General features: G+C 66.5%; 23 protein-coding genes. 8 read left to right on the top strand and 15 right to left on the bottom strand.

The window, feature by feature from the left end:
• Nucleotides 1–24 precede the first annotated feature (24 nt).
• A complete protein-coding gene (locus ACI2K6_RS04100; protein ID WP_404568138.1) occupies nt 25–3,441 on the top strand; it encodes a DEAD/DEAH box helicase in 3,417 nt (1,138 codons plus the stop codon).
• Nucleotides 3,442–3,621: 180 nt separating this feature from the next.
• Here ACI2K6_RS04100 and ACI2K6_RS04095 read toward each other — a convergent pair whose 3' ends face one another.
• From ACI2K6_RS04095 to ACI2K6_RS04040, 12 genes are all read right to left on the bottom strand, one after another.
• A complete protein-coding gene (locus ACI2K6_RS04095) occupies nt 3,622–4,404 on the bottom strand; it encodes a hypothetical protein (protein WP_404568137.1) in 783 nt (260 codons plus the stop codon).
• Nucleotide 4,405: 1 nt separating this feature from the next.
• Nucleotides 4,406–4,762 carry a hypothetical protein gene (locus ACI2K6_RS04090; RefSeq protein WP_404568136.1) on the bottom strand — a complete coding sequence of 119 codons (357 nt, stop codon included), beginning with the start codon at nt 4,760–4,762 and terminating at the stop codon, nt 4,406–4,408.
• A 51-nt stretch (nt 4,763–4,813) separates the two neighbouring features.
• Nucleotides 4,814–5,596 carry a hypothetical protein gene (locus ACI2K6_RS04085; RefSeq protein WP_404568135.1) on the bottom strand — a complete coding sequence of 261 codons (783 nt, stop codon included), beginning with the start codon at nt 5,594–5,596 and terminating at the stop codon, nt 4,814–4,816.
• A gap of 777 nt (nt 5,597–6,373) precedes the next feature.
• The gene (locus tag ACI2K6_RS04080) at nt 6,374–7,192 is read right to left on the bottom strand and encodes a hypothetical protein (protein WP_404568134.1); all 819 of its coding nucleotides are present in this window, start codon (nt 7,190–7,192) and stop codon (nt 6,374–6,376) included.
• Nucleotides 7,193–7,195: 3 nt separating this feature from the next.
• A complete protein-coding gene (locus ACI2K6_RS04075; RefSeq protein WP_274177585.1) occupies nt 7,196–8,161 on the bottom strand; it encodes an ATP-binding cassette domain-containing protein in 966 nt (321 codons plus the stop codon).
• Nucleotides 8,145–8,780, bottom strand: coding sequence for an ATP-binding cassette domain-containing protein (locus tag ACI2K6_RS04070; RefSeq protein ID WP_404568133.1), 636 nt, complete (start codon nt 8,778–8,780; stop codon nt 8,145–8,147). The genes ACI2K6_RS04075 and ACI2K6_RS04070 overlap by 17 nt, the downstream gene beginning before the upstream one ends.
• Before the next feature lie 5 nt (nt 8,781–8,785).
• The gene (locus ACI2K6_RS04065) at nt 8,786–10,099 is read right to left on the bottom strand and encodes a hypothetical protein (RefSeq protein ID WP_404568132.1); all 1,314 of its coding nucleotides are present in this window, start codon (nt 10,097–10,099) and stop codon (nt 8,786–8,788) included.
• Nucleotides 10,100–10,296: 197 nt separating this feature from the next.
• Nucleotides 10,297–10,701: a hypothetical protein gene (locus ACI2K6_RS04060; RefSeq protein WP_404568131.1), complete on the bottom strand. Its 405-nt coding sequence runs from the start codon at nt 10,699–10,701 to the stop codon at nt 10,297–10,299.
• Nucleotides 10,698–11,273 carry a hypothetical protein gene (locus tag ACI2K6_RS04055; protein WP_282502342.1) on the bottom strand — a complete coding sequence of 192 codons (576 nt, stop codon included), beginning with the start codon at nt 11,271–11,273 and terminating at the stop codon, nt 10,698–10,700. Before ACI2K6_RS04055 ends, ACI2K6_RS04060 begins: the two co-directional genes overlap by 4 nt.
• 28 nt (nt 11,274–11,301) lie before the next feature.
• Complete coding sequence (locus ACI2K6_RS04050; protein WP_404568130.1) at nt 11,302–11,814, bottom strand: stage II sporulation protein M; 513 nt, start codon at nt 11,812–11,814, stop codon at nt 11,302–11,304.
• A gap of 75 nt (nt 11,815–11,889) precedes the next feature.
• A complete protein-coding gene (locus ACI2K6_RS04045; protein WP_274177591.1) occupies nt 11,890–12,210 on the bottom strand; it encodes a hypothetical protein in 321 nt (106 codons plus the stop codon).
• A gap of 289 nt (nt 12,211–12,499) precedes the next feature.
• Nucleotides 12,500–13,687, bottom strand: a complete 1,188-nt coding sequence (locus ACI2K6_RS04040; RefSeq protein ID WP_404568129.1) for a sensor histidine kinase — start codon at nt 13,685–13,687, stop codon at nt 12,500–12,502.
• A gap of 252 nt (nt 13,688–13,939) precedes the next feature.
• On the opposite strand from ACI2K6_RS04040, the gene ACI2K6_RS04035 reads away from it, so the two are divergent.
• Nucleotides 13,940–14,620: a response regulator transcription factor gene (locus ACI2K6_RS04035; RefSeq protein ID WP_274177593.1), complete on the top strand. Its 681-nt coding sequence runs from the start codon at nt 13,940–13,942 to the stop codon at nt 14,618–14,620.
• A gap of 3 nt (nt 14,621–14,623) precedes the next feature.
• Here ACI2K6_RS04035 and ACI2K6_RS04030 read toward each other — a convergent pair whose 3' ends face one another.
• The gene (locus ACI2K6_RS04030; protein ID WP_354452187.1) at nt 14,624–15,451 is read right to left on the bottom strand and encodes a nitronate monooxygenase; all 828 of its coding nucleotides are present in this window, start codon (nt 15,449–15,451) and stop codon (nt 14,624–14,626) included.
• 673 nt (nt 15,452–16,124) lie between these two features.
• Here ACI2K6_RS04030 and ACI2K6_RS04025 point away from each other — a divergent pair.
• Nucleotides 16,125–16,631: an NUDIX hydrolase gene (locus ACI2K6_RS04025; RefSeq protein WP_274177594.1), complete on the top strand. Its 507-nt coding sequence runs from the start codon at nt 16,125–16,127 to the stop codon at nt 16,629–16,631.
• Here ACI2K6_RS04025 and ACI2K6_RS04020 read toward each other — a convergent pair.
• A complete protein-coding gene (locus tag ACI2K6_RS04020; protein WP_404568128.1) occupies nt 16,621–19,200 on the bottom strand; it encodes an ABC transporter in 2,580 nt (859 codons plus the stop codon). The two genes, ACI2K6_RS04025 and ACI2K6_RS04020, sit on opposite strands and share 11 nt — an antisense overlap.
• A gap of 97 nt (nt 19,201–19,297) precedes the next feature.
• On the opposite strand from ACI2K6_RS04020, the gene ACI2K6_RS04015 reads away from it, so the two are divergent.
• Entirely contained in the window at nt 19,298–21,094 is a 1,797-nt protein-coding gene (locus ACI2K6_RS04015) for an ABC transporter ATP-binding protein (protein WP_323987461.1), read from the top strand.
• An 86-nt stretch (nt 21,095–21,180) separates the two neighbouring features.
• On the top strand, nt 21,181–22,452 hold the full coding sequence (locus ACI2K6_RS04010) for an MFS transporter (RefSeq protein WP_404568127.1): 1,272 nt from the start codon (nt 21,181–21,183) through the stop codon (nt 22,450–22,452).
• 5 nt (nt 22,453–22,457) lie between these two features.
• On the opposite strand, the gene ACI2K6_RS04005 is transcribed toward ACI2K6_RS04010, so the two are convergent.
• On the bottom strand, nt 22,458–23,492 hold the full coding sequence (locus ACI2K6_RS04005) for a serine hydrolase domain-containing protein (protein WP_404568126.1): 1,035 nt from the start codon (nt 23,490–23,492) through the stop codon (nt 22,458–22,460).
• 166 nt (nt 23,493–23,658) lie between these two features.
• Between ACI2K6_RS04005 and ACI2K6_RS04000 the strand changes: the two genes are divergently transcribed.
• Genes ACI2K6_RS04000 through ACI2K6_RS03990 form a run of 3 tightly spaced genes read left to right on the top strand, consistent with a single transcriptional unit; the run spans nt 23,659 to nt 26,485 of the window.
• Nucleotides 23,659–24,588 carry a CPBP family intramembrane glutamic endopeptidase gene (locus ACI2K6_RS04000; RefSeq protein ID WP_404568125.1) on the top strand — a complete coding sequence of 310 codons (930 nt, stop codon included), beginning with the start codon at nt 23,659–23,661 and terminating at the stop codon, nt 24,586–24,588.
• Entirely contained in the window at nt 24,585–25,817 is a 1,233-nt protein-coding gene (locus tag ACI2K6_RS03995) for a sensor histidine kinase (protein ID WP_404568124.1), read from the top strand. The genes ACI2K6_RS04000 and ACI2K6_RS03995 overlap by 4 nt, the downstream gene beginning before the upstream one ends.
• Nucleotides 25,814–26,485 carry a response regulator gene (locus tag ACI2K6_RS03990; RefSeq protein ID WP_404568123.1) on the top strand — a complete coding sequence of 224 codons (672 nt, stop codon included), beginning with the start codon at nt 25,814–25,816 and terminating at the stop codon, nt 26,483–26,485. The genes ACI2K6_RS03995 and ACI2K6_RS03990 overlap by 4 nt, the downstream gene beginning before the upstream one ends.
• Nucleotides 26,486–26,575: the final 90 nt, after the last annotated feature.

Raw genomic sequence — 26,575 nt, 5'->3', positions numbered from 1 at the left:
ACGGCTGAGCGATTGCAAGAACGCATGGCGCAGGCCGAAATCGCCCTAGTGCTTAATCGTCCATCTGTTGACGAGAAGCTAATTAAGACAGCATGGTACTTGCATGGCGTGGCGTCGGTAAGTGACGCGCGTCAACGTTACTCGGCAGCTCGCCAACGTCAGGCGTTCTTGGTGAGCGCCCATATTTTCGATCTTGCTCTGGCTCGAAATGACTGGAGCGATGAAGAACGCCTATCAATCGGATTTGCTGCTGCGATCGGGTATCGCCGAGGTGGCCGTGACCCAAACGCGTCCGCGATCATAACCCGACTTCAGCCCCTCTTAGGTGGAGCAGACAGCACGCAAGAACCGTCACTTGAGAATCTCTCCATACGCGCCGGACTCGTATTTTTGAGCTTCGATGCTAAACGAGCCTTCGGTTGGCTTGCTCGGTGGCGCAGATACTTCGCATCATTAGCACAGCAGTCGGCGATGGACAGCCTGCGCTCAACGGCCCTCGGTTCGCTGCAGACGCTCGTCCTGGCTGTGGAAGACATACTCTCGTACCTGACTCGTGGAGACTATGAACGCTACATTCGGGGGTCTCAACGACTGCGGGAGGTAGCGACTGGCGAAACCGGGGGCGCTTCGCTCGACGCGCGTTGGGTCGCTACACATCTACTGAACTTCGCGACCATCGCGGAGGCGGGCTCACCCTGGAACCCTTCGATCCTGCCGCCAGACGTACCGATCGCCGTACGCCAGGCTTTCGCGGTTGGCAGCCCTGCCGTGCTGACGCTCTGGGAGCCGCAGCGAGAGCTGCTCACCGGAGAACCATCGCCGTGCTCGCAGGAAGTCAAGCGAATGGTACTTTCCGTTCCCACCAGCGGGGGGAAAACACTCGTCGCTCAAATGCTCGCCGTCGCCCATCTGGCGCAGACGGACACGAGTATCTGCTTTGTCGTGCCAACAAGAAGTCTTGGTCGAGAAATTCGACGCGCGATGAGCGCACGAGTTCGTATCCTCCAGAAAGAGGTCGGAGCGGAAAAGACTGACTTCTCCGCCTGGCTGGAAGAATTGGGCCTCTCGCTTTCGGAGGCTGAGCAGGCCGACGTCGATGTTATGACCCCGGAAAGACTCAGTCATCTCCTGAGAAACGACTTCGAAGCGGTACTCGACAAGTACAGTCTGTTCATCTTCGATGAGGCTCAGCTGTTGAAGGAGAAGGGGCGTGGTTTCGTGCTTGAATCCGTGATATCTGCCCTGAACCTGCAAACACAAGGCCGACCGCATCGCATAATTCTCCTTTCGGCCGCGATGGGAAACGTCGGTGGGATCGCTCAGTGGCTTGATCCAAACGGCGGTGCCCTGAGCCAGACAAGTGACTGGCGGGGGCCCAGGCGACTGCATGCAGTCTTCAATACCGAAGCGCAGTGGGATCAGACCGTCGTTGAAGGAGGGGCCGGGTCCGTGTGGCCCTACCGGCACACCACGCCGCTCTCGGGACTGATCCGATTGCGGCTCGGAAACGGGAGCACCAAGTCACTCCGCACTCAAGGGGACACGGGTTGGCGTCTAGTCCGAAAGTCGAAGGACGGGGGAGAGCGTCCAGTTGAAGTGAAGGTCGATTCCTCACGAAACACGAAACACTATTCGATTGCCAGCGGCATGATTACCGCTCTAGGGCACGCAGGATCGGTACTAGTTGTTGCGTCAACAAAGAAGCAAGCCCAGACGCTCGCTCGTGGCATCGCGGACGAGCTCGATGAGCAGCCGCAACTGGCCGCGCTGGTTGACTTTGTACGCCAACAGTTGGGCGACGCACATCCACTTGTCGGCACGCTTAGGCGAGGCGTGGGATTCCATCATGCAGGGTTGCCCGTCGAGGTGCTCGAAGCGCTTGAGGCTGCCGTGCGAAGTGATGATCTCCTCTATCTGACTTGCACTTCAACGCTTACGGACGGGGTGAACTTGCCGGTCAGGACCGTCGTTCTATACGACACTCCATACCCAGACCAGCCCGAAGATACCCGCTTACGCGGTGCCCGGCTCGTGAACGCAATGGGACGGGCAGGGCGGGCAGGACGCGAGACTGAGGGCTGGATCGTACTAGTAAGGGCGGCCTCGCCGAGCAGTCAGGACTTCGCCGACCTCAACCCTGACGATCAGGACCTAGAGGTCACGTCCTCCCTGCTGACTGACTCCGCACTCCAGGCTGTTGCCGAACTCGAAGGCGTTCAAAGGGCTGACGCCGACGCAGTGTTCGCAGCCAACGGTGCGGCCGCGGATTTTATCAGCTTCGTCTGGATGATGCTGGCCGCGGCCGAGCGGGAACTGACCAGCCCAGAGACGGTGGACCTCGACACGGTGGTGGGGTTCACCCTGGCGGCAAATCAATCCACCCAAGCTAGAACGCGATATACACGACTCGCGGGGCGAGCGCGGGATGCCTATGTATCTGTCGATTCCGCTGCCCGTCAGAGATGGTCGCGGATCGGCTGCTCTATCGGTTCCGCTCGTAAGATTGATGAATGGGCGTCGCAGATTGCCCGTGCCCTGATCTCCGCAGACGTAACTTCTGTCTCTACGGCTCTAGAAGCGGCGGGAATCCTTCGTCCGACGATCGCAGAGTTGCTCCGGCTTCCTGAAGCACCTCGATGGGGATTCCGCGAGTCTGTACAGGGCGCGACTCTAGATGTAGATGCCGCCGAAGTCTTGCGCGACTGGCTCGAAGGTGCTTCGCTACCGCAGCTGGCAGAGAGTCACTTGGGCGCCGTCGCCGATCCCGCATGGAGGATTGAACAAATAGTCACTGCGACCACAGAGCACTTCGAGCACTATCTGTCGTGGACAGTTGGAGCGCTCATCGACCTCATAAATACGCACCTGCAAGCAGCCGGCGGTGACGAACTCGTTTGTCCAGAACTCGGCGGGTACATCAGGTACGGAGTCAGCACGCCGGTCGCGCTCGCACTCGTGACCGAAGGTATTCGTTCACGACGGATCGCCAACCTAGTGGCAAGTCGCTTCGATCGGGTAGCGGAACTGGACGTGTTGAGAGAGCATCTGGCATCACTCGGCGTGTCCGGCTGGCGCCAAGAGTTTGCCGCATCGACCTCTGAGGTAATTGATCTCCTCGACTTTACGCGTCAGCGACGGCGAAGCCTGCTGAAGAACTTGCTCGATCGCAACGTGGCGAACGTGCCTGTCCACCTTCAGGCTGCGCCTACTACAGGATCTATCCCGCTACGCCTGGCGGAGATAGAGGGCGAGACTCATCCCGCTCCGTTCGGTCTCTACCAGGGCGTGCAGCTGTTGGGGACGATCTCGGCCAGAGACCACTCAGATATCCAGAGCATCTTGGACACGGGGTTTGCGCTTCGAGTCGAGCTTGAGCATCCCGACGGGCGTGACCAGTTGCAGATCACGTTGCTTGATCCTCTTGATGATCGTCTCTTCTGACCCCCACGTAGGGGACCAAACCCATGCAATTCATGCGTCTCGTGACATCCTCTGCATTATCTGAGACCTAGAACTACCCGAATTCCGGCCGCGACGACGCCGTTTGGACGTTTCGCGGTCAACTTCACGCTGTAGATACCGGACTGAGCCGATCGAGCGTTCGTTCCTCACGCCCAACTATTATTGAGGAGACTTGCTACTCAGTGAACTTGTGTCGGCCGTGACCAGCCCGATCTGATTGGCTGCGTGCTCGACCATCGAGCGGACGGTCGCAATCAAGGCTGGCACCTCGTCGGCTGTTACTCCTAAGACGCCGTCGCCGTACCTCGCGGCCCCTCGTTCTCGCCGGAGCCGCTGGAGCGTGGCGAAGAAGCCTTCCGGCGCATTGCCAAGCCGTTCGTTCTCACGCAGCCACCGATCTCGCACGTTGTGGAACCTCGTCTCCTGCGACTGCGCGAGCATCTGCGCCTGAACGGTGAGTTCCGCCGCGGAGAGGAGATTGTCGACGGCTGGTCGCAGCGCGAACTCCCGGACCGCTTCGACTACGTCGAGGTAGTCGTCAGCAAGGCTGAGCAACTCGGCACTGCGTTGTTTGTTGTAGCGCAAGTCGAAGGCAATGTATGCGGACTCGCCGACGATGATGTAGGCCAGCCATCCGCTGTTCGGGTCGACATCGACAGGCCAGAAGGCTTCGAGGCTGCTGATGTTCTCTGCCGTGACCGGCTCGCCCTTCTTGATAGGCGCCGATGCGACCGCCCGCGCCTGCAGCGACACCTCCTCGTTGATTCGGACGATCGGTGCACCACCCGATGGCGGGAGCTCAACCACCGCGCGGTACACGTGCGCCCGCGTGAGCTCGGTTGCGCGCTGTTCGAGGTCGCGATCAATCCACGTTGCGAAGACGTTCTCGACGAGATGTTCACCGAAGGTCTCTTCGCCGCCAGGAAGTTGGAGATCGCTCATGTTAATGCAGAAGCGTGACAGGTAGTTCGGCCTGCGTATCGCGACCGTTGACGTGTGCGTAGGCCGCGATCGTGCCCACCACGTCCAGGCCCAGACTTGCGTCGTGGAAGTGCACCGTCACGGCGTCCTTCGTGGCCGTGACGGACGATGCCTCGTAGTTAGCCTGGGTGGCACTGGCGTTGTCGAAGACCCACGCCGTGATCGCGTCGCCGAAGCGAACGCCGAGTCGTTTTCCGCCGTTGCCGGTCGGGTCGTAGTAATAGACGCCATAGCCGAAGAACTCGACATCGCCGACATCGACTGGCTCTCCGAGCCCCCAAGTAACGGTGACGCTGTCGGTTCCCACTTCCGCCAGCACGGACGTGACTGTTCGGGGTGTATGCGTGGTCATGGCTTCCTCTCGATTACCTCACCAGATCGGCAGTTGGAGTGCCGCGATGACCGTTCCTGCGATCGTGGCGAGTCCAACGGCCGCTGCACCGACGAGCCTTGCTCGCGTCCAGAAGCGCGGCTTCGCTTCTTCGGGTGCAGCAGTGATCGTGCTGCCGTCCGCGGCCTGTGCAATGCTCACGCGGTTCCCGCGCCCGTTGATGACGAAGTTCACGGCGTTGGCTGCCTGCGTTGGGGTTGGTAGGTTCTGGCCCTGCGGGGTTGCGGAGCGCAGCTCGGCGATGAGTTCAGCCAAGCGAGTGCGAATCTGGTCGAGCACGCCAGCGAGCGCGATAGTGCTGACGCTCCAGTAGAGCGCAGTGATGTGGCCGTTCATCTCCCGGGTGCCGTTCATGTAGGTGACGAGGTCTGGAGCACCCGGTGGCTGGAGCTTGACGATTCTGTCGTTTCGGTGCTGATTCACCATGCTGTGGATCTCGCTCACGCCCATTCGAAGCGGAACTTGTTCGTTGATTTCATCGCGAGCGAAGTCAGGAATGTCCATCGCGCCGATCGTCTCGTGGCGCACGATCCCGCCTGAAACGGCGCCGTCGACCTGTAGCGGGGCGGACACAGTTCGGTACGGGGGCAGCTCCACGTCCCGCCCGTAGCCGCGGAGCTCTAGTGACGCCCAGTTGCGAAGCTCGGGCGAGCCCGCGTTTCCGCCGAGCAGGATGAGTTTGCGGAGCAGAGTATCGAGCGGCTTCTCATCGAGGAGGTCACGTTCGATCTGCGCCATGAGATCCGCTGGCCGATTGATCACAGCTAAATTATCTCCTCCGCCGCCGACACCTCGGGGCAACCACGACGATGCCGGAGGGGGCCAACAGGGGACCATAACCGTCTCGCTCATACATGTCACCGAGCATCGCTCTGCGGGCTGTTGGTGCGTCGCGTGGGAGAAAGGCAAGAACCCCCTTGTCCAAGTCAAGACCGCTGACGAAGCGAAGAGCGTGTCGGCCGGATTCCTGACCATCGGCGCCCCCAACCAAGCTCCTTTTCAGGCTCCCGCCACCTTCGCGGAGGGGGACCAATTGGGGACCAGAATCATTCAAACCATGCATCTCGTGACGCACTCTGCATGATCTGATCCGCGGAACTACGCGGATTTCGGCTCGGTTGGAGCCGTTCGCACGCCTGGGGGTCAAGGGGTCGCAGGTTCAAATCCTGTCATCCCGACGGTTCGAAGCCCCGGCGAGCGAGATGCTTGTCGGGGCTTCGCGGTCTTTGGCAGTGGCTTCTCATTCAGGTCGCAGGTTGCTCAGGACTTCGGCGCCTCTGCTGCATTCGCGGCAGGCCCACGGAGCGTTATCCGAGCCGCGAGCTCATTGCCGATGTCGTGTCGGGGGCTCGCAATGAGCCCTGCTGCGGCGAGGTCGGCATCCGGATGCAGGGCTCCCTCATCAGCCTTGAGGATCAGGTCGCGGAGCGGAGGCCGCCGGGCGTGAGCCCAGGCTTGAGCCGGGGGACAGCTTCAACCTGCCGCGTCGCCCAATCTTCGCGTTGCCACGAAGGGGCTGGTGCCTGCGGAAGCTCTGGGCTAACGACGCGTCGTGACCGGCGCCATCAGCCAGGCGAGACCGCACAGCAGAGCGGCCCACGTAAACGGGATGATGTAGGTGATCGGGGCGTTTGGACCGGCCGCGCCGGCCAGCGCGGCGGCCTGGTCTACGGGCAGGAGATCGATGATCGTGGCAGGTGCCCTGACCGCACGCAGCGCTGTCGGGACGAGCCAGCCGATAGCCAAGAACAACCAGTAGGCGAGAGGGCCGGACGGAAGCAAGACGCCGATGGCGGTGCCAATCCAAGCAACAGCAACCGCTCCTAGCGCCAGGTGCGCTCCTCGCGCGATCTCCACCGAGAAGCTCGGCGGGCGTTGCTCGAGTAGCGCTGCCAAGCCTCCGACCACGATGACGCAGACGAGGAAAGTCGCCAGCGCCACGCCGGAGGAAACAGCTCCGACGGCACAGAGGCGCGCCGCGAGAAGGCGTCGTGCTGACGGCACTGCGAGGTTGCTCAAGCGACTACCCCCGGTGGTTCGGTCGCCCGAGGAGGCATAAACGCCCAACACGCCGGCTACCAGGAACATCGTGGATGCGCCTGAGGTCGGAGCCGCCCGAAGGAGACTCGTAGCGTCCGCTGGCAGGCCGCCGTGTGTCGTGTCGGCCAATGCTTGAGCCAGCAGCACGGCAAGTGCCGCCGATCCTGCTCCTACCAGGACCACCGACGCCATCATCAGCCAGGGTGCGGGGACGGTGCAGTAGCGGGTGATTTCGAATGCGACGACGTCGCGCCAGCCTGGTCGAAGAAAACGCCGCTGAGCGCGGAGCCCTGTCTGGGTCACGGGTTCGGTGTTCATGTCTCAGCCTTGGTGAAATGCAGACGGCGCGAGGTTCTCCTGGTTCGCACGCGCCATCGCGAGCGTGTACTCGGCCTCGAGGTCCCCACGTGTCTCCCCGATCGACTCAACGAAAAGACGCTCGACGAAGGCCACGCGGGCAACGGCGGCGACGCGCGCGTCATGCACGACGACGCGACGTCCGTCGACGCTGACGACGTGGCCTTGGCGGCGCAGCAGGGCGGCGAGATCCGCGGCGGCATCCGTGAGAGCGGTGACGGTCCATCCGGCAGCCTCAGACGTCGAGCTTCCGGACGTCCTCGCCGGAGGGCGGGTCGTCACAATCTGTCCTGCCGACATCACTTCGACGTTGTCGCTCACCGCTGCGACCTCGCTGAGCACGTGGGACGACATGAGCACTGCTCCGCCTTTGTCGGCTACGCCTCGTACCAACGACCGCATCCACCGGATGCCGTCAACGTCCAAGCCATTGAGTGGCTCGTCCAGTATCAGAAGGCTCGGCTGCCCGAGAAGGGCGCGCGCGAGCGATAGCCGCTGCCGCATGCCGAACGATAAGGTTCCGACCCGGCGGCGCGCAGCTTCCGTCAGCCCGACCTCCATCAGCACCTCTGTCACTCGGGCCTTGTCGATCCGATGCGACCGGGCGGCGACGAGTAGCTCATCGCATGCTCGCCGGCGGGGGTGCAACCAACCAGCATCAAGGGACGCGCCCACCGAACGCATCGGCGATTGCAGGTGCGTGTACGACACCCCGTCGATGCTGACCGCGCCTGCGTCCGCGCGTTCCAATCCGAGCACTACTCGGAGAAGCGTGGACTTGCCGGCCCCATTCGGGCCTACGAGAGACGTCACGGTCCCGGGCGTGACGCGCAAGGAAACGTCGTTGAGCACCCGACGCCCACCGAGTGTTTTCGAGACGCCGGACACGATGAGGCGCGGCGCAGCGCCGGAGTCAAGCGTCCGCGACATGAACCTCGCCCTTCTCGATCGCGACGAGTCGGGTTGCCAGCTGGCGCAGGCGAGCTGGCAACGCATGGGCGACGACGATCACCGCTCGGCCTTGCGTGAGCCATGTCGAAATGGTGTCGATCAACGCCTCCACGGCGTCCTCATCGAGCGCGTTGAAGGGCTCATCCAACAGCACACAGGAGGATTCGACGTCGTCGGTGCACATGAGGAGCCAGCTCTTGCGCCGGTTCCCGGACGACAACTCCGAGCTTGGCAAGTCACCGTAGTCCATCAAACCCCATCGTTGGAGCGCAGCATCGATTTCGTCGTCCGAACTTCGCCCGCAAAGAATGAGGTGCTCGCGCAGGGTCAGCGCCGGAATGAGGCCGATCTCATGCGGAGCGTATGCCCTCATGCGTCGCGCTGCGGTGTCGCCTACCGAGACGCCGCGTATCGAGCATGTTCCCGAGCGCAGGGGCAGATTCGAGGCTGCGGTCTCGAGCAGCGTCGACTTTCCGCTGCCGTTCGCCCCCGTGATCAGAGTCAAACCTGGTCCGATAGCGAGTGTGACGTCGGTGAGTACGGGTGGCTCACCGCGATATGCGAGCGTGGCGTTCTCGAACGCGACGACTGCGCTCATTTCATTCACAGGACGTGCACCTTTCGACGGAGGAACACGAGGGCGACAGCCGCGGCCCCGACCGACGCCAGCAATACCGCGGGGGCAACGGCGAGCGGCGAGAATGTCACGGCGAGCGCGCCCAGAAGCGGAGGCGCACCCGAAACGAGGTGGCCATGGATACTGAGTTCGATGGTGCCGTCCGGCAATCGTTGGACCCCGGAATCGGCGAATGGGCCCAGAATGAGGCCTGCTACAGCCCCGAACGAGGTCACAACAGCAACCAGCAGCGGAGTCGGATCGAAGCGCAACAGCGAGACCCCGGCACCCAGGACCAGGGTTGGAGCGGCGACCACGACGGTCAGAGTCACCCCGTAGACCGCGACCGCGACCGGAATAGACCGTGGCGCTGATCGGGCGGCCAACGCGAAGAGGGGCAAGACATGCAGCGGCGTGAGGAACGTCGATGCGGTCGCCGAGACAATACTGGCGACCACCAAAGGAAGCAGTGCGATCGCCGTCGTTCCCGGTGCTACGCCCGCCAGAGCGCCAGTGCCGGCGAGGCCCGCTGCCAGCACAGCTGAGCTCAACAGACACAGCGGGCGGAGAGTGCGACGGAGGATGATGGAGCCACGCCCGACCGAGCGCGTCACGAGCGCTACGAAAGCCGAGGGCCAGCCGTGGACTCTGCGGAGCGCAGACTCGACGCCGGTCGCGCGGCCGAATCGAAGCGCCAGTGCGTCGGTTACCAGGACCGCAGCGATCGCTGCGGGAGAGAAGGACGACGCGCTGCGCAACTGATCGGTCACGAATCGGAACAACTCCTCGACGTCCAGGGCGAATAGTGCGACGGGGTTGAGGGTCGAGAGGAAAAAGCCCGCCGCTGCCCCGCAGCCGACGGCAAGTGCGACGGCGACGGGAAAGGAGTGCATCTTCGTTGGCGCTCGTGACACCCCGACCGCGATGAGAAGCACGGCTGCGACGCCGACGAGCAGAACGCCACCGACCGTGGCCACATCGGCGGGGCCGCTGATCGTCACCGTCAGCGCGATCACGGCGATTGCAGCTACACGCAGCAGCGGTCGAAGCTGACCCCGCACGAACAGACTCGCGCGCGGGGCGACCCGCAGCCCGTCGAACAGGAGCCGGGAGAAGGGCGTCAAGTGTGCCTGCACGCGAGCTGAGCCGCTCACAGCAGAGAGGGCGGTGAGCGCCATCAGTACCTCGGCGACAAGGGCGACCACCGGCAGGGAGGGAGTGATAGCGACCGAAAGAATGCGGACGACGGCAGCGATCGCCACGAGAAGCAGCACGAGCATCGCGCCTGAACTGACGACCATCACGAGAAGGATCGTGCTGGCCGCGCGAACATTGTTCGTGACGCCGTTTGCTCGCGCCCACATAGCGAATTCGAACCGCGCGACGACAACGATCGCGCCCAGCGCCGACCGTGCCCGGCCGACAAGCGATGTTTGCCTCGGAGCCGCGAGCGCGCCTCCGTCCGCAGACGCTGCGACTATGGATCGAGAACCAACTGTCACGTGTGCCGCTCCCGGCCGAGCTGCTTTCGATCAAACGCTCCCTCAAGGTGCGCGAGGGCCGCGAGCCCGCACAGGGCGGCGGCCGAGTAGGGAAGCCAAACCCAGGCTTCCCCGCGCAGGAACGCCCCGATAACGACGCAGAGAAGCATGGCGATCGCGAAGAGAAGCACCCCGACGACTGGCACGAATGTGGGCTTCGCAACGAATATCACCAGCAGCACTGCTACGACCGCGCCCGCGACGGCCAACACCGAACGCGAAACAGAAAGCACGGCGAAGGTGCGTTCCGGTGCGCCGAGCTCGTTGGAGTCGCGGAGCAAGAACCCGACGACCGACGCCACGAAGAGAACACCAACAGCAGCCGGGGCGATCCATGGTCGAATACGTTTCCACGCGCTCATGCGAGAACCCTTCCGATCTGAGCGGCGAGCACGGCGCCGGTCGCTGCCGCGGCTAAAGCGATCGTCACGACCTGCACTCGCACCGCGACGTGCCGCCCGTGAAGCGTGCGGTAACCGACCGCGAAGATGATGGACACGCCGAACACCGCGATGGCCGTGATTGCGGCGGCTTTGGGGACAGCCGCTACCGCAGCGATGATGGCGAGCAGCGTTGAGCCTGCGGAAGCGTAATCGACCGCAGCGACCGCTGCATCGCGGGCATCCCACCGCGCCTCGGACCTGATCAAGCCGGCGAGGCCGCCGCCGACGATCGCCGCTCCCAGCCGTAGCACGACGTACGTCGCGATGGCGGCCAGTATCAGCATCGAGAGCGCGGTAACCCGCGCTAGGCCCTCGAAACCCTGGGGCACCTCGGTCGCAGGCAAGGCGAGCTGAGCGTCGATGTGTCTGACGAGGGCGAAGGCGCCAACTATGGCGAGGAGGACGTTGACGAGCACCCACGGCAGCGCGCGGCGCCGTCGCGGGGTCCTCGATACGTGGTCGAGGATGGACTCGGATGGTGCATTGATCATTTTTCTCCGTACCGGGCGGACTCGGTCGTCAGCGCGGCAAGCCGCCAGCGACCTCGAGAATCGCGCCGACGATCAGTAGCACGGTTCCGAGGAGTGCGTATGGGAGGGTGGCGGACAGTGACGCACTCAACGAGTTCGCGTGCTGCCGCCACGTGGCTGATCCAGACGGCATCCGCAGATACAAGCGACGAGCTAGCTCCGCAGTCGGGAGAAGTCCCGCAAAACCGAACACAGCGAAACCCGCAACTTCGAAGGCGAGAAACGGAAGCAGCGCGTCGGCGGCTCCGCCGACGCCCCAGTCCGAAGCGGCGAGTCCTACCACCGAGCCGATGTAGATCCCCGCGAGTACCGTCATCGCGATCGTGATGGTGCCGAGCGTTGCGACTCCCGCGTAGAGGATGAGGCCGACCATGATGTTGCTGCCGAAGATCAGCGGCACCTGCTCCCAGGGCATGTATGCGGGGTCCTGACGGGCAGTTTCGAACGGCAGCCCGGCAGTGGCGCCGAGCGCGAGGGTCACGATCCACAGAGGGATCGTCACCCCCGCTGCCCAGCGCCGTGCGCCCGTCATCTCTCGTCGAGCCGAGGGCAAGCTCCTGGCGGACACGCTCAGGTCTTACTCGATGGCCTGCTTGCGCCCGAACGTCGCGATCGCCCAGCGGATGCCGCCCACGACGGCGCCGCCGACGCCGAGGCCGATGAACGCGGCCACCACGGTCGCGACCGCGGAACCCGCTAGGACCGCATCTACGATCGCGACGGCGACCCCGGCCTCGGCAACTCCTGCCGCCGTGATGATCGACTTCACCACCTCCGGCCCGAAGGTGCCGCTCAAGACGAGCGCGAAGGTGGCGATTGTCAGGGCCACCGTCGCGCCCGCGAGCTGACGGACGTTGATTCTCGTCTGGTCCTCGGCCAGACCCGTGACAGTGCTCATGTCTTCATCTCCTCACTTTCACGCGGAGCGGGCGCCCCGACATCGTCATGTTCGCGCTTGCCCGGACCCGCGAGTAGCGACGAACGTACTGACTTCGCCGGGGGTGATGCTCGCTCGAGCCGGTCGCCTTATCGAGTGTTCTCGGCTGCGCACAGGATCACGTCGCCCCGATTGTGGGTGACGATCCGCGGCACTGCGCTCGTCGTCGCAGTGCTGCGACGTGCGCTGACCTTCATGACGTTGCGCTCCGCGCTCCCCGGTGCGCGCTCGGGCGGCACGTCGCCGACGGTCAGCGCGCGGGTAACCGTGCGGTGAGGACCCACCGTCCGTCTGCGGGTCCCGACGTGAAGTGCCCGCCGGAGACCGAGACACGCTCGCGCAGACGGTCGAGCCCATAACCGGACGATGGGACGCCGCTTGTGGTCGGAGCAGGGTCGATGCTGTTGGTCAGCTCTAGACACACGTCGTCGTCGAGCACCTCGAGCGTGATCGTCACGGAGGCGTTCGCGGGCGCATGCTTCGCGATGTTGGTGGTGCCCTCACGGATCAGGTGCACCAGGGCCTGTTCGATCGTGGACGACACCGAGACGTCGCTGTATCGCACCGTGATGGCCGCCCCAAGCTGCAGGAGCGCGTCGCGGGCCTCCTCGAAAGCGGCGGCGATGTTCGGCGTCGGGACGTGGTCATCGGGCGTCTGAAGTGGGGAAGCTCCGTCGTCGCGCACGATCCGGAGCATCCTGCGAATGTCAGCCAGCGCCTGGTCTGCGCCGGCGCGGATGGCGCGAACGGACTGGTCGCGCAGTGCTTCGTCATCGACGCGCTCAAGAACCCTCGCGTGCATCGAGACGAGCGTGATGTCGTGCGCGATGATGTCGTGCAACTCGTCTGCGATGCGTTCCCGCTCGGCTTCGATCGCCGCCGTGCGTGCCTGGGCCAGTGCGGCGACGTCACCTGCCAGGCGCAACTCACGCCCGTGCGCCGCGCGCAGCGCCCAGCCGATGGAGGCGGAGATCGCGACCACGAGCGCCAGCGCGGGCAGCGCCGTGTTCGCGAAGATTCCGAGGACGGTGCTCGCCAGGATCGTGAGGATCAGCGTCGCGACGACGTAGATCGACACGAACCAGAGCGGGCTCGTGTAGACCACGAGGCCGGCAACGCCCGCGAGGTAGAGGACATCGCTGCCGTCCTGCCCCGCGGTGATCTGCACGAGCGCGATGAGGAGGAGGCTGGTCGCTGCTGCCGGGGGCCACCAGATGAACAGAACCGTGGCCAGCATCGCAGGCAACCCAAACATCAGACCGCGCCACGCGACACCTGGCTCGGTGACGGCTAAAGCGATGTCGACGACGAGCATCACGGCCAGGACGAGGAGCAGGATGATGCGCCCCCGGCGCGGCAGCGCGGAGAACCCGCGCTCATCCGCGCCCACTCGGCCCGGCGCGTGCCGGTGTCGTAGTCTCCTCTGACGCTCCGTCACCCTCCCATCATGCCCGCATGGGTGATCGGGTCACTTGCAGATCCCCAGCAAGCGGCACAACTCGCTCATGATCGGACCCGCCGGTCGCATTCCCGCTGTGAACAAGAAGAGTTCCGTGAACATCGATACTCCTAACGAGGGTTCTCGGAGGAGGATTTCGGAAGAGCATGCCGGTGCACTGCGTCCGGAGGTATCGGAATTCACATACCTATGTACTAACCCGATTGTCGACGCGCTCCTTATAATCGCAGCGTGGGAGCCACGCGAGTGTTGATTGCCGATGACGAAGCGCTCGTCCGTCATGCTCTCCGTGTTTTCGTCGACACCAGCGGTGACATGAGCGTCGTCGGCGAAGCGGTGGACGGCGAGAGTGCGGTCGCGGCGACGGGGGAGCTTCGACCCGACGTCGTGCTCATGGATCTGCAGATGCCCAAGCTTTCGGGAATCGAAGCCACGCGTCAGATCACGACGGCCTCCCCGGATGTGCGGGTGCTCGCCGTCACGACGTTCTCGACGGAGCGGCACGTCGTACCGGCGCTGCGCGCTGGAGCTTCCGGCTACCTCGTGAAGGACACCGACCCGGACGACATCCTGGAAGCGATGCGCGAGATCCATGCCGGCCGGTCCGTCATCTCCCCACGCGTCACTCGCGACTTGATCAGCTCCGTGCGCGACGACCCGGGCATCGTCGGTGGTGCGCCTGCACCGCCACCCCTCACCCCGCGCGAGTTGTCGATCGTCAAAGCACTCGCTCACGGGCGATCGAATGCGGAGATCGCGAGGCAGCTGCATCTCGCAGAGCCGACCGTCAAGGCGCATCTGGGTCGGGTCATGACCAAGTGGGGGGTGCGCGACCGAGTGCAGGTTCTGATCTATGCGATAACGAAGCAGATCATCGACATCGAGTCATTCGATCTGCAGGCGCCCCGTTGATCGTCATTTGACCGGAGCGCCGACCGCGGTCGACCACCGACTCGAGGATGCGCGTCGCGCTTTCGAGGATGCTCGTGACGCACTGGACGAAGCGCGCGAGCGCCTGCTGCGAACGCACATCGAGACCGCGCGGCTGTGGCACGGGACACCCTGACCTGACCGCAGAGGCGGGCGTCCCGCCCTTCCGCGCGGCCTTCGCGGACGCGGGTGTGCCGCTCCGGCGCTCCGTCGACCGGATTCGCACTCCCCGCGGCATCCGGGACGAGGCGATTCGGTGCGCTCAGACCCCGTCGGCGAGGTGGTGGATGATCTCCGATGCCGGACCGGAGGTGGCGTTGCGCCACCCGGTGCCCGCCCACAGCTGCAACCGGTCCGCGTCGCCGGCCTGCGACGCCGCCTGTCGGAGTGGACGGGTGAGGTGTGGTGCACGGCCGGGTAGGCGTTGAGGTCGGTTCTCTGGTGGCGGTCGATGAACCCGTTGCGCAGAGCGCGAGTGGGGCGTCCCGTAAAGGCGCGGGTGAGGACGGTGTCGGGTGTGCGGGTGGCGCCGAACGTCGCACTGTGCCCCCCGGCGCGCGGTCCCTGGACAACGAGCCCATCCACGCCCGAGGCGTCGGCGAGGCGGGCTTCCTCAGCGGTCGTGACGCTCGCGAGGACGCGTGTTCCTCGCGCGTTTCCTGCGCGCGCCGAGCGGGCAGGATCTTGCAGCTGTTCACGCCCTACCCCGTGTGGCCCAAGCTCTTCGGCTTCGCATTGGCGCCGCCGTTTCGCTCGTCGCGTGCTGGCACCACTTCGCAGGATGACGCGACCGCCGGGGTGGCAGTCGGTCATGGTCACAGGGGGGTGTCTCCAGGATGGAAAGGCAATCAAGGACACGTGCCACTCCGAGACGCACCGACATCCCGGTCATAGCGCTGCGGTCAAGTTGGGAGCAGGATCGAGGAATGAATGAGGTGCCCCGGGCATTCCGTCGCCGCAGGATCGTGTTGGTTATCTGTCTGGGCGCCCTTCTGACTGCCGGGGGAGTGGGCTCTGCAGCGGGCTGGTGGTCGGACTCGGAAGCAGAGCCAGAGGACTCCTACGCTGCGGCATTCGCTGACAATGATCTGCTCCAGCGCGTGCAGCAGGGGGTCGCCGATGATGCCAATGAGCGGGGAGCGCTCGTACGAGTCCTCGAGCTCACGCCCCAGGAACTAGCAGAAGTGCCATCGTTCACATGGAGAGTGCTGAGCAGCACGGATTCCACCGTTGACGTGGAGGTCGAGTTCCACCTGGAGGATCGTAGTTTTTCAGCTGGTTGGCGGCCGCAGACGGCACGCCGAGCGTGCCGGTCTTACTTGCTCGAGAACAGTTCCGTCCGCGCGACGTGGCTCGAGTGTCCTGAGCCCGCGCCGAGCAGCCCCGATGGAGACTGGTAGTAGCTCTCGACCGGACCATGGCCGAGCGCATGGAGGAGGCACGTGCGCTAGCCCGGCCCCGGCCGCGAGAAACCGAGGACCCCCGTATGACGCTCATCGAGCACACGTCGCACTTCGAGAAGCAGTTCAGCGTGAGTGGCTACGTCCTCAATGCGGCGGGGGACCGAGTGCTGCTCGTGCATCACCGGAAGCTCACCAGATGGCTGCCCCCGGGTGGTCACGTCGACCCGGACGAGACGCCGCAAGCCGCCGTCGTCCGTGAGGTGCTCGAAGAGACGGGCATCCATGCGGCGGTGCGGCCGCACCCGGGCATCGACCTCGAGGTCGACGGCACGAAAGAGGCGCAGCTCGACCTCCCCACGAGCATGAGCTATCAGCTCATCCCCGAGCGCCCCGGCGAGCCGGCGCACATCCACCTCGACATGGCGTTCGTGCTCGACGTGACGGGGGAGGAGACCGTGAGCTTCGCGGCCGACGAGGTCCACGGCGCCGGGTGGTTCTCGCTCGCGGACGTCATGGAGCTCGACACCTTCCCCTCGGTACGGGCGATCAGCCGATCCCTGCTCGCCGACCCGGCCTCGATCACGGCGTAGCGTTCGGCTCCGATCGGTTCGCCAGATGCCGCGCGAGGTACGGCGCCGTCCGGCTCTCCGCCTCCCGCGCCACGTCCTCGGGCGTCCCGGCCGCCACCACGCGGCCACCCGCGTTGCCGCCGGCCGGACCGAGGTCGATGACCCAGTCGGCGGAGGCTACGACAGCCATGTCGTGCTCGACGACGACTACCGTGTTGCCGGCGTCGACCAGCGCGTGCAGCTGCGTGAGCAGCAGGCGCACGTCGGCGGGATGCAGTCCGGTGGTGGGCTCGTCGAGCAGGTACAGGGTGTGGCCGCGACGGGCGCGCTGCAGCTCGGTCGCAAGCTTGATGCGCTGCGCCTCGCCGCCCGACAGCTCGGTAGCCGGCTGCCCGAGCCGCAGGTAGCCCAGGCCGACGTCGCGTAGCGTGCGCAGGCTGCGGGATGCCGCGGGCACCGGCTCGAGGAACCCGGCAGCCTCGTCGACGGTGAGGGCGAGCACCTCGGCGATGTTCTTACCGCGGTAGGTGACCTCGAGCGTCTCGGCGTTGTACCGCGCGCCGTGGCACGTCGGGCACTTCCCGTAGCTGCCCGGCAGGAACAGCAGCTCGACCGAGACGTAGCCCTCGCCGAGGCACGTCTCGCAGCGGCCTCCCGCGACGTTGAACGAGAAACGGCCGGCGGTGTACCCGCGCTCGCGGGCGAGGTCGGTGCCGGCGAACACGGCGCGCACCGCATCGAACAGGCCCGTGTAGGTCGCCAGGTTCGAGCGCGGCGTACGTCCGATCGGCTTCTGGTCGACGCGCACGAGCCGGTCGATGTGCTCGAGGCCGTCGACGGTCCGCACCGTCGGGATATCGGCTCGCCCGTCGGGGAGTGTCGCCTCCGCCAGCCCGGTCTCGGCCGGCGCCGCGGCATCCGTTGTCTCGTCGTCCGGCTGGTCGCCTGCGTCATCCCCGCGCAGGTAGCCGCGCACCACGTCGCGGAGCACGCCTCCCACGAGCGACGACTTGCCCGACCCCGACACACCCGTGACGGCCACGAACGTCCCGAGCGGGAACGACGCGTCGACGTCCACCAGGTTATGCAGTGAGGCGCCCTTCAGCGTCAGCCAACCGGTGGGGGTGCGCAGGTCGCGCGGCTTCACGGCAGCGCCGTCGGCGTCGGGGAACAGGAAGGGCCGCGTCACCGACACAGCGACCTCGGCGAGTCCGTCGACGGCTCCGCTGTAGAGCACCTCGCCGCCGCCCTCGCCCGCTCCAGGTCCCACATCGACGATCCAGTCCGCGCCGCGGACGACGTCCATGTTGTGCTCGACGACGAACACCGAGTTCCCCGCGTCCGTCAGCTGCTCCAACACGTCGAGCAGCGGCTCGGCGTCGGCGGGATGCAGGCCGGCCGACGGCTCATCGAGCACGTAGACCACGCCGAACAGGCCCGAGCGCAACTGCGTCGCCAGACGCAGACGCTGCATCTCGCCGGGGGAGAGGGTCGTGGTCACCCGGCCGAGACCGAGGTAGCCCAGCCCGAGGTCGATCAGCACCTCGATGCGGGCGACGAGGTCGGTGGTGATCGCGACAGCGACATCCGTCCGCTCGCCGGACGATGACGTCGGCAGCGCGGGCGCGGCATCCGTCAGCATCGTGGTCGGACGCAGGATGTCGGCGAGGTCGCTCATCGGCAGGGCGTTCAGCTCGGCGATCGTGCGGCCGGCGAAGGTGACAGCCAGCGCCTCGCGCCGCAGGCCCGAGCCGCCGCACAGCGGGCAGACGCCGGTGCGCACGAACTGGAGCACTCGCTCGCGCATCTTCGCGCTGTTCGAGTCGGCGAGGGTGTGGAAGACGTACTTCTTCGCGCTCCAGAACATGCCTTTGTAGGGCTTCGCGACTCGGTCGCGCTGCGGAGTGATCTCCATCACGGGCTGTTCGTCGGTGAACAGCAGCCATTCCCGGTCGGCGGGGTCGAGCTCGCGCCAGGGGCGGTCGACGTCGTAGCCGAGGGCGATCGTGATGTCGCGGAGGTTCTTCGCCTGCCACGCGCCCGGCCACGCGGCGATCGCGCCGTCGCGGATGCTGAGGGAGGGGTCGGGCACGAGGGTCTCCTCGGTGACCGTGTGCGCGACGCCGATGCCGTGGCACTCCGGGCACGCGCCGGCGGCGGTGTTGGGGGAGAAGGCGTCGGAGTCGAGCCGGTCGGTGAACCCGTCGGGGAAGGTGCCGGCGCGCGAGAACAGCATCCGCAGCGAGTTCGACAGCGTCGTCACCGTGCCGACGCTCGAGCGAGAGCTCGGCGCGCCGCGACGCTGCTGCAGGGCGACTGCCGGCGGGAGCCCCGTGATCGACTCGACGTGCGGATTGTGGCCCTGCTGGATCAAGCGCCGGGCGTAGGGGGCCACGGACTCGAGATACCGGCGTTGCGCCTCGGTGAAGATCGTCCCGAACGCGAGCGACGACTTGCCCGAGCCCGACACACCGGTGAACGCGACGATCGCGTTGCGCGGAAGGTCGACGTCGACGTTCCGGAGGTTGTTCTCGCGCGCTCCGCGCACGCGCACGAAGGCATCGGGGCTGACACGCGAGTTTCCGGACATCGGGCAAGCCTACGTGTCGGAGGTGCGCCGGGAGGGGGCGTCACCCGTTCCGTTCTCTTATTCGACGCAGAGCCAGATCTTCTACGGTGCGAAAGCAATGACTTCCGCACCGAACCTCGAGCAATCGCCCGTCAGCCCTGCCCGCGATCAGGAACCGTCCGCCGCGCCTTCGTGGCCGAACATGCGGACGCTCTGGTTCTTCGTCAGGCCACATCGCGCTCGTCTCGCCGTCGGCTTCCTGTTGGGGCTCGGAGGCACGGCAGCCGCGCTGGCGACGCCGCTGGTCACCAAGCGGATCCTCGACTCCGTCGGTGCGCCCGCCGAGATGCTGACGCCGATCGCCCTGTTGCTCGGTCTTGTTATCGCCGGCGCCGGATTCGGGTTCGCGCAGGCGGTGCTTCTCGGCAACCTCGCGGAGGACATCGTGTTCTCGGCGCGATCGATGCTCGTCAGACGGTTCTTCCGTGGACGAGTGGCGGACCTGCAGTTCCGGCCGACCGGCGAGGTGGTGACCCGAGTCACCTCCGATACGGTGCTGCTGCGCGAAGCGACCTCGTCCGCACTGGTGAATCTGGTCAATCAGGTGATCGCCCTCGCCGGATCGCTCGTCCTCATGGCGATCCTCGACCTCACCCTGTTCCTGGTGGCGCTCGGCTGCATCGTCGTCGTCGGCGTGCTCGCCGGTCGACTCATGCCTCGGATCGGAGAGGCGCAACGCCGCGCACAGGAGGCGGTTGGCCGTCTCGGAGCGATCCTCGAGGGCGGGGCTCGCGCTGTGCGGACCATGAAGGCGGCACGGGCGGAGGGAACCGAGGAGCGCCGCGTCATCGATCAGGCCCGCGATTCGATGCGCCACGGCAAGCGGGCCAATCGCACCGAGGCGTTCGCGTGGACCATCGCGGGCAGCGGCATCCAGTTCGGCATTCTTCTGATCCTCTCCGTCGGCGCCTGGCGGGTCGGGTCGGGGTGGCTCGAGGTGTCGACTCTCGTGGCGTTCCTGCTGTACGCGTTCCAGCTGGTCGAGCCGGTCAGCTCGATCACGATGTACGTCGCCGAGCTCCAGTCCGGCGCGGCCGCCGCTGCGCGCATCCGTGAGACGGAGGACATCGCCGCGGAGGACACCGCCAGCGGCGGGAACGCCCCGCAGCATGCTGGAGATGCGCCGGCGCTGGAGTTCGAGCGCGTGACGTTCACCTACCCCGGGGCCGTCGCGCCGGCCGTGGTCGACCTCACTCTCGGCCTGCCCTCGCGTGGGCGGATCGCCGTCGTCGGGCCGTCGGGAGCCGGGAAGACGAGCCTGTTCTCGCTGATCCTCGGGTTCTACCGCCCCGAGTCGGGCACAATCCGGATGAACGGCGGCGACTACGCCGCGCTGTCCCTCAGCTCGATCCGGGAGCGCATCGCCTACGTCGAGCAGGAGACGCCGCTGCTGACGGGAAGCGTGCGTTACAACCTCGCCTATCGGTTCCCCGATGCGACCGACGACGAGCTCTGGGCGGCGCTCGAGGCCGTGCGGCTGCGCGACCTGATCGAGAGCTTCCCCCTCGGCCTCGACGAGCCCGTGAGCACGACCAGCCTCTCGGGCGGACAGCGTCAGCGCATCGGGGTGGCGCGCGCGATCGTCCGGCGCCCCGCGGTGCTGCTGCTCGACGAGGCGACCGCGCAGCTGGACGGACTGACCGAGGCGGCGATCCACGATGTGGTCGAGCGAATTTCGTCCGAGACCCTCGTCATCACGATCGCTCACCGACTCTCGACGGTCATGGACGCCGATCGGATCCTCGTCATGGACCATGGGCGCATCGGCGCCTCGGGCACGCACGACGAGCTCGTCCAGACGAGCCCGCTCTACGCCCGTCTCGTCGAAGCGCTGCGGATCGTCCCCGCATCCTGACCGGCGCAGCCGCCGCGGGCAGACTGAGGCGCGGAGCAGATCGCGGTGTTTCCGCCCGTGTCGGAGGTGCGCCCTAGGCTCGTGCGGTGGGTATCGCAGAGTGGGTCGCGCCGCGGCGTCTGGGCCGTGACTTCCGGTGGCTGTTCGCTTCGTCGCTGACGAGCAACATCGGCGACGGCATCGCCCTCGCAGCCGCCCCGCTCCTGATCGCGTCGATGACCGATTCGCCCATCCTGGTGGCCTCCGGTGCCGTCATGCAGTTCCTGCCGTGGCTGCTGTTCGGACTCCACGCCGGCGCGATCGCCGACCGGGTCGACCGACGGATCCTGATCATGGTGGCCAACGGCATCCGGGCTCTCGTGCTGGTCGGTCTGTGCGTCTTCCTCGTCACCGGTCTCGCCAGCATCTGGATGGTGCTGATCGTGGCGTTCCTCTACGGCACCGCCGAGGTGTTCGTCGACACGACGAGCAGCACTCTGCTGCCGATGATGGTGCGCAAAAGCGACCTCGGCATCGGCAATGCGCGCCTTCAGGCCGGGTTCCTCGTGGCGAACCAGCTCGGCGGTCCGCCGCTGGGTGCCTTCCTGTTCGCCGTGGGATCGTTCTGGCCGTTCGCCGTCCAGGGGCTGTGCGTCGCGCTCGCGATCGTCCTCATCTCGCGGATCACCGCGACGAAGCGCGTCGAACCGGCGGACGGACCGCGTGAGCGTACTCCGGTGCACACCGATATCCTCAGCGGCATCCGCTGGCTGTGGCGCAACCCGCCGGTGCGGACGCTCGTGATCATCATCCTCACCTTCAACGTGACCTGGGCCGCGCCCTGGGGTGTGCTCGTCCTCTACGCGACCGACTACCTGCGGATGGGGCCGGTCGGGTACGGCGCGCTGACGACGGCTTCCGCGATCGGCGGACTGGCGGCGACTCTGCTGTTCGGAAGGCTGGAACGACGCTTCTCGTTCGCCGCGCTCATGCGCGTGTGTCTCACCGCCGAGGTGCTCATGCACCTCGCGTTCGCCCTGACGACCTCGGGGGCAGTCGCCTTCGTGATCATGATCGCGTTCGGCGCCTACGCCTTCGTCTGGGCTACGATCTCGACCACCGTCCGCCAGCGCCTCGTTCCTCACGAGCTGCAGGGCCGCATCGCCTCGGTCAACATGGTCGGGGTCTTCGGCGGACTCGTGATCGGGCAGGCGCTCGGCGGGGTCATCGCCCAGGTCTGGGGACCGACCGGCCCCTGGTGGTTCGCCTTCGTCGGCGCGGCGGTGACCCTGCTGCTGGTCTGGCGTCCGATCACGCACATCGCGGCGGCTCCGCCAGCCGTCGACGACGACGAGACGGAGCCTGTCGCGGCCGGGTGACCGGCCTACCGCTCGCCGAGCTGCGCCATCGCATCGGCGAGTACGCGCGCGACGGGCCAGGCTCCGTCTGCCGTGTTGCTCATCACAGTCGCGGTGGTCGCGGTCGGCGGGTGATGAACGGACCGGAACGACGAGCCGACGTCGCACCCTTCGAGGACGACACCTGGTCCGGTCTCGTTGAGCCAGAAACCGAGACCGTACCGCATCTCCTCGTCTTCGACGAAGGAACGCGGGGCGGTCATCAGCGCCACGGTTTCGGGCGAGACGATGCGTCCGGCGGAGAACGCGCGCCAGAACCGGTGAACGTCGGCGGCCGTCGTGGAGGCGCCGCCGTCGCCATTGGCGCGGACGGGCAGGTGCAGCGTGTTGACGCGCAGTCCGTCGTCGAAGACGTATCCGCGGGCATGATTCCCGTCGAGCTCGTCGGTGCGGGGGAAGCCGGTGTCGACGAGGTCGGCCGGGACGAGGACGAGGTCGTGCACCACCTCGTGGAAGACGCGGCCCGTGACCCGTTCGAGGACGATCGCGAGCACGACGTAGCCGCTGTTGCAGTAGGCGAAGGTCTCGCCGGGAGCGGCCTTCGGCGGGATGCCGTCGAGCAGGGGCAGGAACGCCTCCGCGGTCGTGAGCGTGTGCGCGGGCACTCCGAGGTAGAACTCCGATACATCGAGGTCGTCGTCCTCGTCGATGTAGTCGCCGATTCCCGAGGTGTGGCCGAGGAGCTGCTCGACGGTGACCGCGTCGTCGATGAGCGGCAGGTCGTCGCCGAGCACGCCTCGAACGGCAGTGTCGAGCGCGAGCCGACCGTCCTCGACGAGTCGCATGATGGCGAGTGCCGTGAAGGCCTTGCTCCCTGACGCGATCGCGAAGCGGGTGCTCTCGGAGACGGGCGTCTCGCTCGCCCGGTCGGCCATCCCGTGCTCGCTGCGCCACACGGACACATCGCCGGAGTCGACGCGGACGATCCCCGAGAACGGTTGCTCGTCGAGCGCGGCCTGAAGCGCTCGCTCGTCGATGATGATGCTCTGCGTCGTGCTCATACCCCCACTGTGCCAGTGGGGCGGAGGTCGGCGCGATTGCTCCTCCACCTTTCGATGGAGATCACGCATTGCCGCCGTTCGAACGTCGAGCCGCACGCGGCCTCCTTCCTACAGTCGACGACGACCCCGTTCCCCGGGGTCCGACGACGACCGGAAGGAAACCCTCATGGCCACCATTCACGTCGGCTCCACCTCCGAGAGGAGCGTCACCGGCATCATCCGCCGGCGGCCCCTCGTATCGTTCTTCGTGCTCGCGCTGGGTCTCAGCTGGGTGGCCTGGACGCCGTGGATCCTCTCGAACGACGGTCTCGGCGTCTGGGATTACGCGTTCCCGCAGATCTTCGGCACCTCGCAGTTCACCGGGATGCTCTTCGGTGCATACCTCGGGCCACTCGGTGCGGCGTTCGTCGTGACCGCGGTGACGGGCGGACGCGCGGGACTGCGTGTCTGGGTCGGGCGGCTGCTGCGGTGGCGAGTCGCGCCGCGGTGGTACGCCGTCGCGCTGCTCGCGGTGCCGCTGGCCGTGCTGTCGCTCGGATTCGTCGCATCCGGCGGGCAGGCGCAGGCGCCCAGCCTCATCGCGGTCGCGCTGTACGTGCCCGCACTCCTGCTGCAGATGCTGACGACGGGGTTGGCCGAAGAACCGGGCTGGCGCGACTTCGCCCTACCGCCGCTGCAGGAGCGCTTCGGTCCGCTCGGCGCCGCGGCGATCCTCGGGCCGCTGTGGGGCATCTGGCACCTGCCGCTGTTCCTCACCGAGTGGGGATCATGGCCGGACGTGACATGGCTGAATGTCGTGGAGTTCGTCGCCTTCAGTGCGCTGTTCAACGTCGTGATCATGTGGCTGTTCAACCGTTCCGGACAGAGCCTGCCGATCGTGATGCTCTTCCATGTGAGCCTGAACAACACCGTCACGGTGTTCTGGGCGGAGATGTTCCCGACCGTGGGCGGTGACCAGTTGCAGCACGTGCTCCTGATCGGTGCGGCAGTGGCCGCGGTTGTCACGATCGCGCTCACCCGCGGGCGTCTCGGACTTCCGGCGGGTTCGCCCGTGATGGGGCATCGCGCGCCGGAAGCCGCAAAGATAGCGGCATGAGTCGGATGCGGCGTGCGCCGAGCGTCACGGATGTCGTCGTGGCGCTCGGCACCGGCGCGGTGACGCTGCTCGCGCTGGCGGCTGCGCCCGAGCTGTTCGCAGATCACGCGACGCCGAGCCTCGGGTCAGCCTCGTGGTGGGTTTTCGCCGCCGTCCTCACCGTGCAGGCGGCCGCGCTGTGCTTCGCGCGCTCTGCTCCCGTCGCGGTGCTGCTCGGCACGTCGGCCGGAGCGCTGCTCATCGGGATCACCACTCCGACGGGACTCGGCAGCCTCGCCGATGCCGCCGTGCTGGTCGCCGTTCTGCGCGCCACGCCGGTCGTGACGGTGCCAGCCCTTCGGGTCGTGCTGCCGGTGGCCGGCATCCTCGTCGCGGGCGGACAGGCCGCCGACATCCTCGGGTCGAGCGCGGTGACCGTGCCGGCCGCGGTGGGCGCGGCGCTGCTGCAAGCCGTCGCCATCGTCGCTCTGCCGGCCGCGGGGGTGCTCGCGGTGACAGCTCGTCGCGACGCCCGTCGTGCCGAGCAGGGCGAGAGCGAGGCGGTTCGCCGTGAACGGGCCGCGGTCGTGGACGCCGCGGTCGCCCGCGAACGCACCGCGATGGCGCGCGAACTGCATGACATCGCCGCCCATCACGTATCGAGCATCGCGTTGATGTCGGGGGTCATCGAGCGCCAGATCACCACAGATCCGGAAGCTGCTCGGGTGGCCGTCCGGCAGGTGCGCGAACAGAGCCGCGTGCTGCTCGACGACCTCCGCCAGCTCGTCGGACTGCTTCGGCGAGACGGCGACGGGCGCGACACGGTCGAGACGATCGAGACCGTTGCCGCTCTGGTCGACGCCGCCCGGGCCACGGGCCGCGCGGTCGAGTTCTCGATCGATCGAGGCACTGCACAGGTCGGCCCGCTCGGTCAGCTCGTGGTGTACCGGATGGTGCAGGAAGCGCTCGCCAACGCCGCTCGGCATGCTCCCGGGGCGCCGTGCGAGGTCCGCCTCGACGGCACTCGGCCCGGCGTCTTCGTCGCGACCGTGCGTGACGCGGGTGTCCCACCTGCCCTCGCGGCGCCGTCCGCCAGCGCGGCTCGCGAGGGATTCGGACTGCTCGGGATGCGCGAACGGGCCGGCCTGGTGGGCGGCACGCTGGACGCGGGACCGGAGGCCGGCGGTGGTTGGCGTGTCCGGCTCACGGTGCCGGCCGAGGCCCTCGGCGCCCCGGGAGCGAGCTCGTGATCCGCGTGCTCGTCGCCGACGATCAGCCTCTGGTGCGGGCGGGGGTCGCCGCGCTACTCGCGGCTGAAGATGACATCGAGGTGGTCGCGACGGCATCCGACGGCATCCAAGCGCTCGAATCGGCGACGTCGCTGCAGCCCGATGTCGCCTGCCTCGACGTCCGGATGCCGGGTCTCAGCGGTATCGAGGTGGCGCGGGCGCTTGCCGGTCGGGGAGAAGACGAACCCGCCGTCCCGGTGCTGATCCTCACGACCTTCGACATCGACGACTACGTGTTCGAGGCGCTGGAGGCCGGGGCGTCGGGATTCCTTCTGAAGGACGCCGAGCCCGAAGAGATCGTCCGAGCGGTGCGAAACGTCGCCGCGGGCAACGGCACCCTCGATCAGGCCGTCACGCGGCGAGTGCTGCGGGAGTTCTCACGCCGACGTGCATTGCAGCGGGTGTCGACGGCCACCGAGGCCGCCGACCACCTCACGCCGCGAGAGCGCGAGATTCTCGAGCTGCTGGCGCAGGGAATGTCGAACGACGAGATCGCCGAGGCGTTGACGGTCGAGGTCAGCACCGTCAAGTCGCACCTGGTGCGCATCCTGATGAAGCTCGGGGTGCGTTCGCGCCTGCAGGCGGTCGTCTGGGCGTATCAGAACAAGGTCGTCACGCCGCTGGACTGAGCCGGGGGACCGGGTCATCGCCGATTCCTCCCCAGGGGAGAGGGGCGTCGGAGCAGCGATCCTGCCACTACCGTCATGGACTCAGGTGGA

Origin of the sequence: Microbacterium sp. NPDC006705 (assembly GCF_044903545.1) — a bacterium.
Taxonomy (GTDB): domain Bacteria; phylum Actinomycetota; class Actinomycetes; order Actinomycetales; family Microbacteriaceae; genus Microbacterium; species Microbacterium plantarum.
Note: the sequence above shows the minus strand (reverse complement) of the source record. Positions and strands in the feature narration are given on the sequence as shown.

Bases quoted from the DNA above. Each gene is read 5' to 3' on its own strand.
- ACI2K6_RS04100 (WP_404568138.1), top strand. From the start codon at position 25: ATGGCGCAGGCCGAAATCGCCCTAGTGCTTAATCGTCCATCTGTTGAC.
- ACI2K6_RS04095 (WP_404568137.1), bottom strand. From the start codon at position 4,404: ATGAGCGATCTCCAACTTCCTGGCGGCGAAGAGACCTTCGGTGAACAT.
- ACI2K6_RS04080 (WP_404568134.1), bottom strand. From the start codon at position 7,192: ATGAACACCGAACCCGTGACCCAGACAGGGCTCCGCGCTCAGCGGCGT.
- ACI2K6_RS04075 (WP_274177585.1), bottom strand. From the start codon at position 8,161: ATGTCGCGGACGCTTGACTCCGGCGCTGCGCCGCGCCTCATCGTGTCC.
- ACI2K6_RS04070 (WP_404568133.1), bottom strand. From the start codon at position 8,780: ATGAGCGCAGTCGTCGCGTTCGAGAACGCCACGCTCGCATATCGCGGT.
- ACI2K6_RS04065 (WP_404568132.1), bottom strand. From the start codon at position 10,099: ATGGTCGTCAGTTCAGGCGCGATGCTCGTGCTGCTTCTCGTGGCGATC.
- ACI2K6_RS04060 (WP_404568131.1), bottom strand. From the start codon at position 10,701: ATGAGCGCGTGGAAACGTATTCGACCATGGATCGCCCCGGCTGCTGTT.
- ACI2K6_RS04055 (WP_282502342.1), bottom strand. From the start codon at position 11,273: ATGATCAATGCACCATCCGAGTCCATCCTCGACCACGTATCGAGGACC.
- ACI2K6_RS04045 (WP_274177591.1), bottom strand. From the start codon at position 12,210: ATGAGCACTGTCACGGGTCTGGCCGAGGACCAGACGAGAATCAACGTC.
- ACI2K6_RS04030 (WP_354452187.1), bottom strand. From the start codon at position 15,451: ATGACCGACTGCCACCCCGGCGGTCGCGTCATCCTGCGAAGTGGTGCC.
- ACI2K6_RS04025 (WP_274177594.1), top strand. From the start codon at position 16,125: ATGACGCTCATCGAGCACACGTCGCACTTCGAGAAGCAGTTCAGCGTG.
- ACI2K6_RS04020 (WP_404568128.1), bottom strand. From the start codon at position 19,200: ATGTCCGGAAACTCGCGTGTCAGCCCCGATGCCTTCGTGCGCGTGCGC.
- ACI2K6_RS04015 (WP_323987461.1), top strand. From the start codon at position 19,298: ATGACTTCCGCACCGAACCTCGAGCAATCGCCCGTCAGCCCTGCCCGC.
- ACI2K6_RS04005 (WP_404568126.1), bottom strand. From the start codon at position 23,492: ATGAGCACGACGCAGAGCATCATCATCGACGAGCGAGCGCTTCAGGCC.
- ACI2K6_RS04000 (WP_404568125.1), top strand. From the start codon at position 23,659: ATGGCCACCATTCACGTCGGCTCCACCTCCGAGAGGAGCGTCACCGGC.
- ACI2K6_RS03995 (WP_404568124.1), top strand. From the start codon at position 24,585: ATGAGTCGGATGCGGCGTGCGCCGAGCGTCACGGATGTCGTCGTGGCG.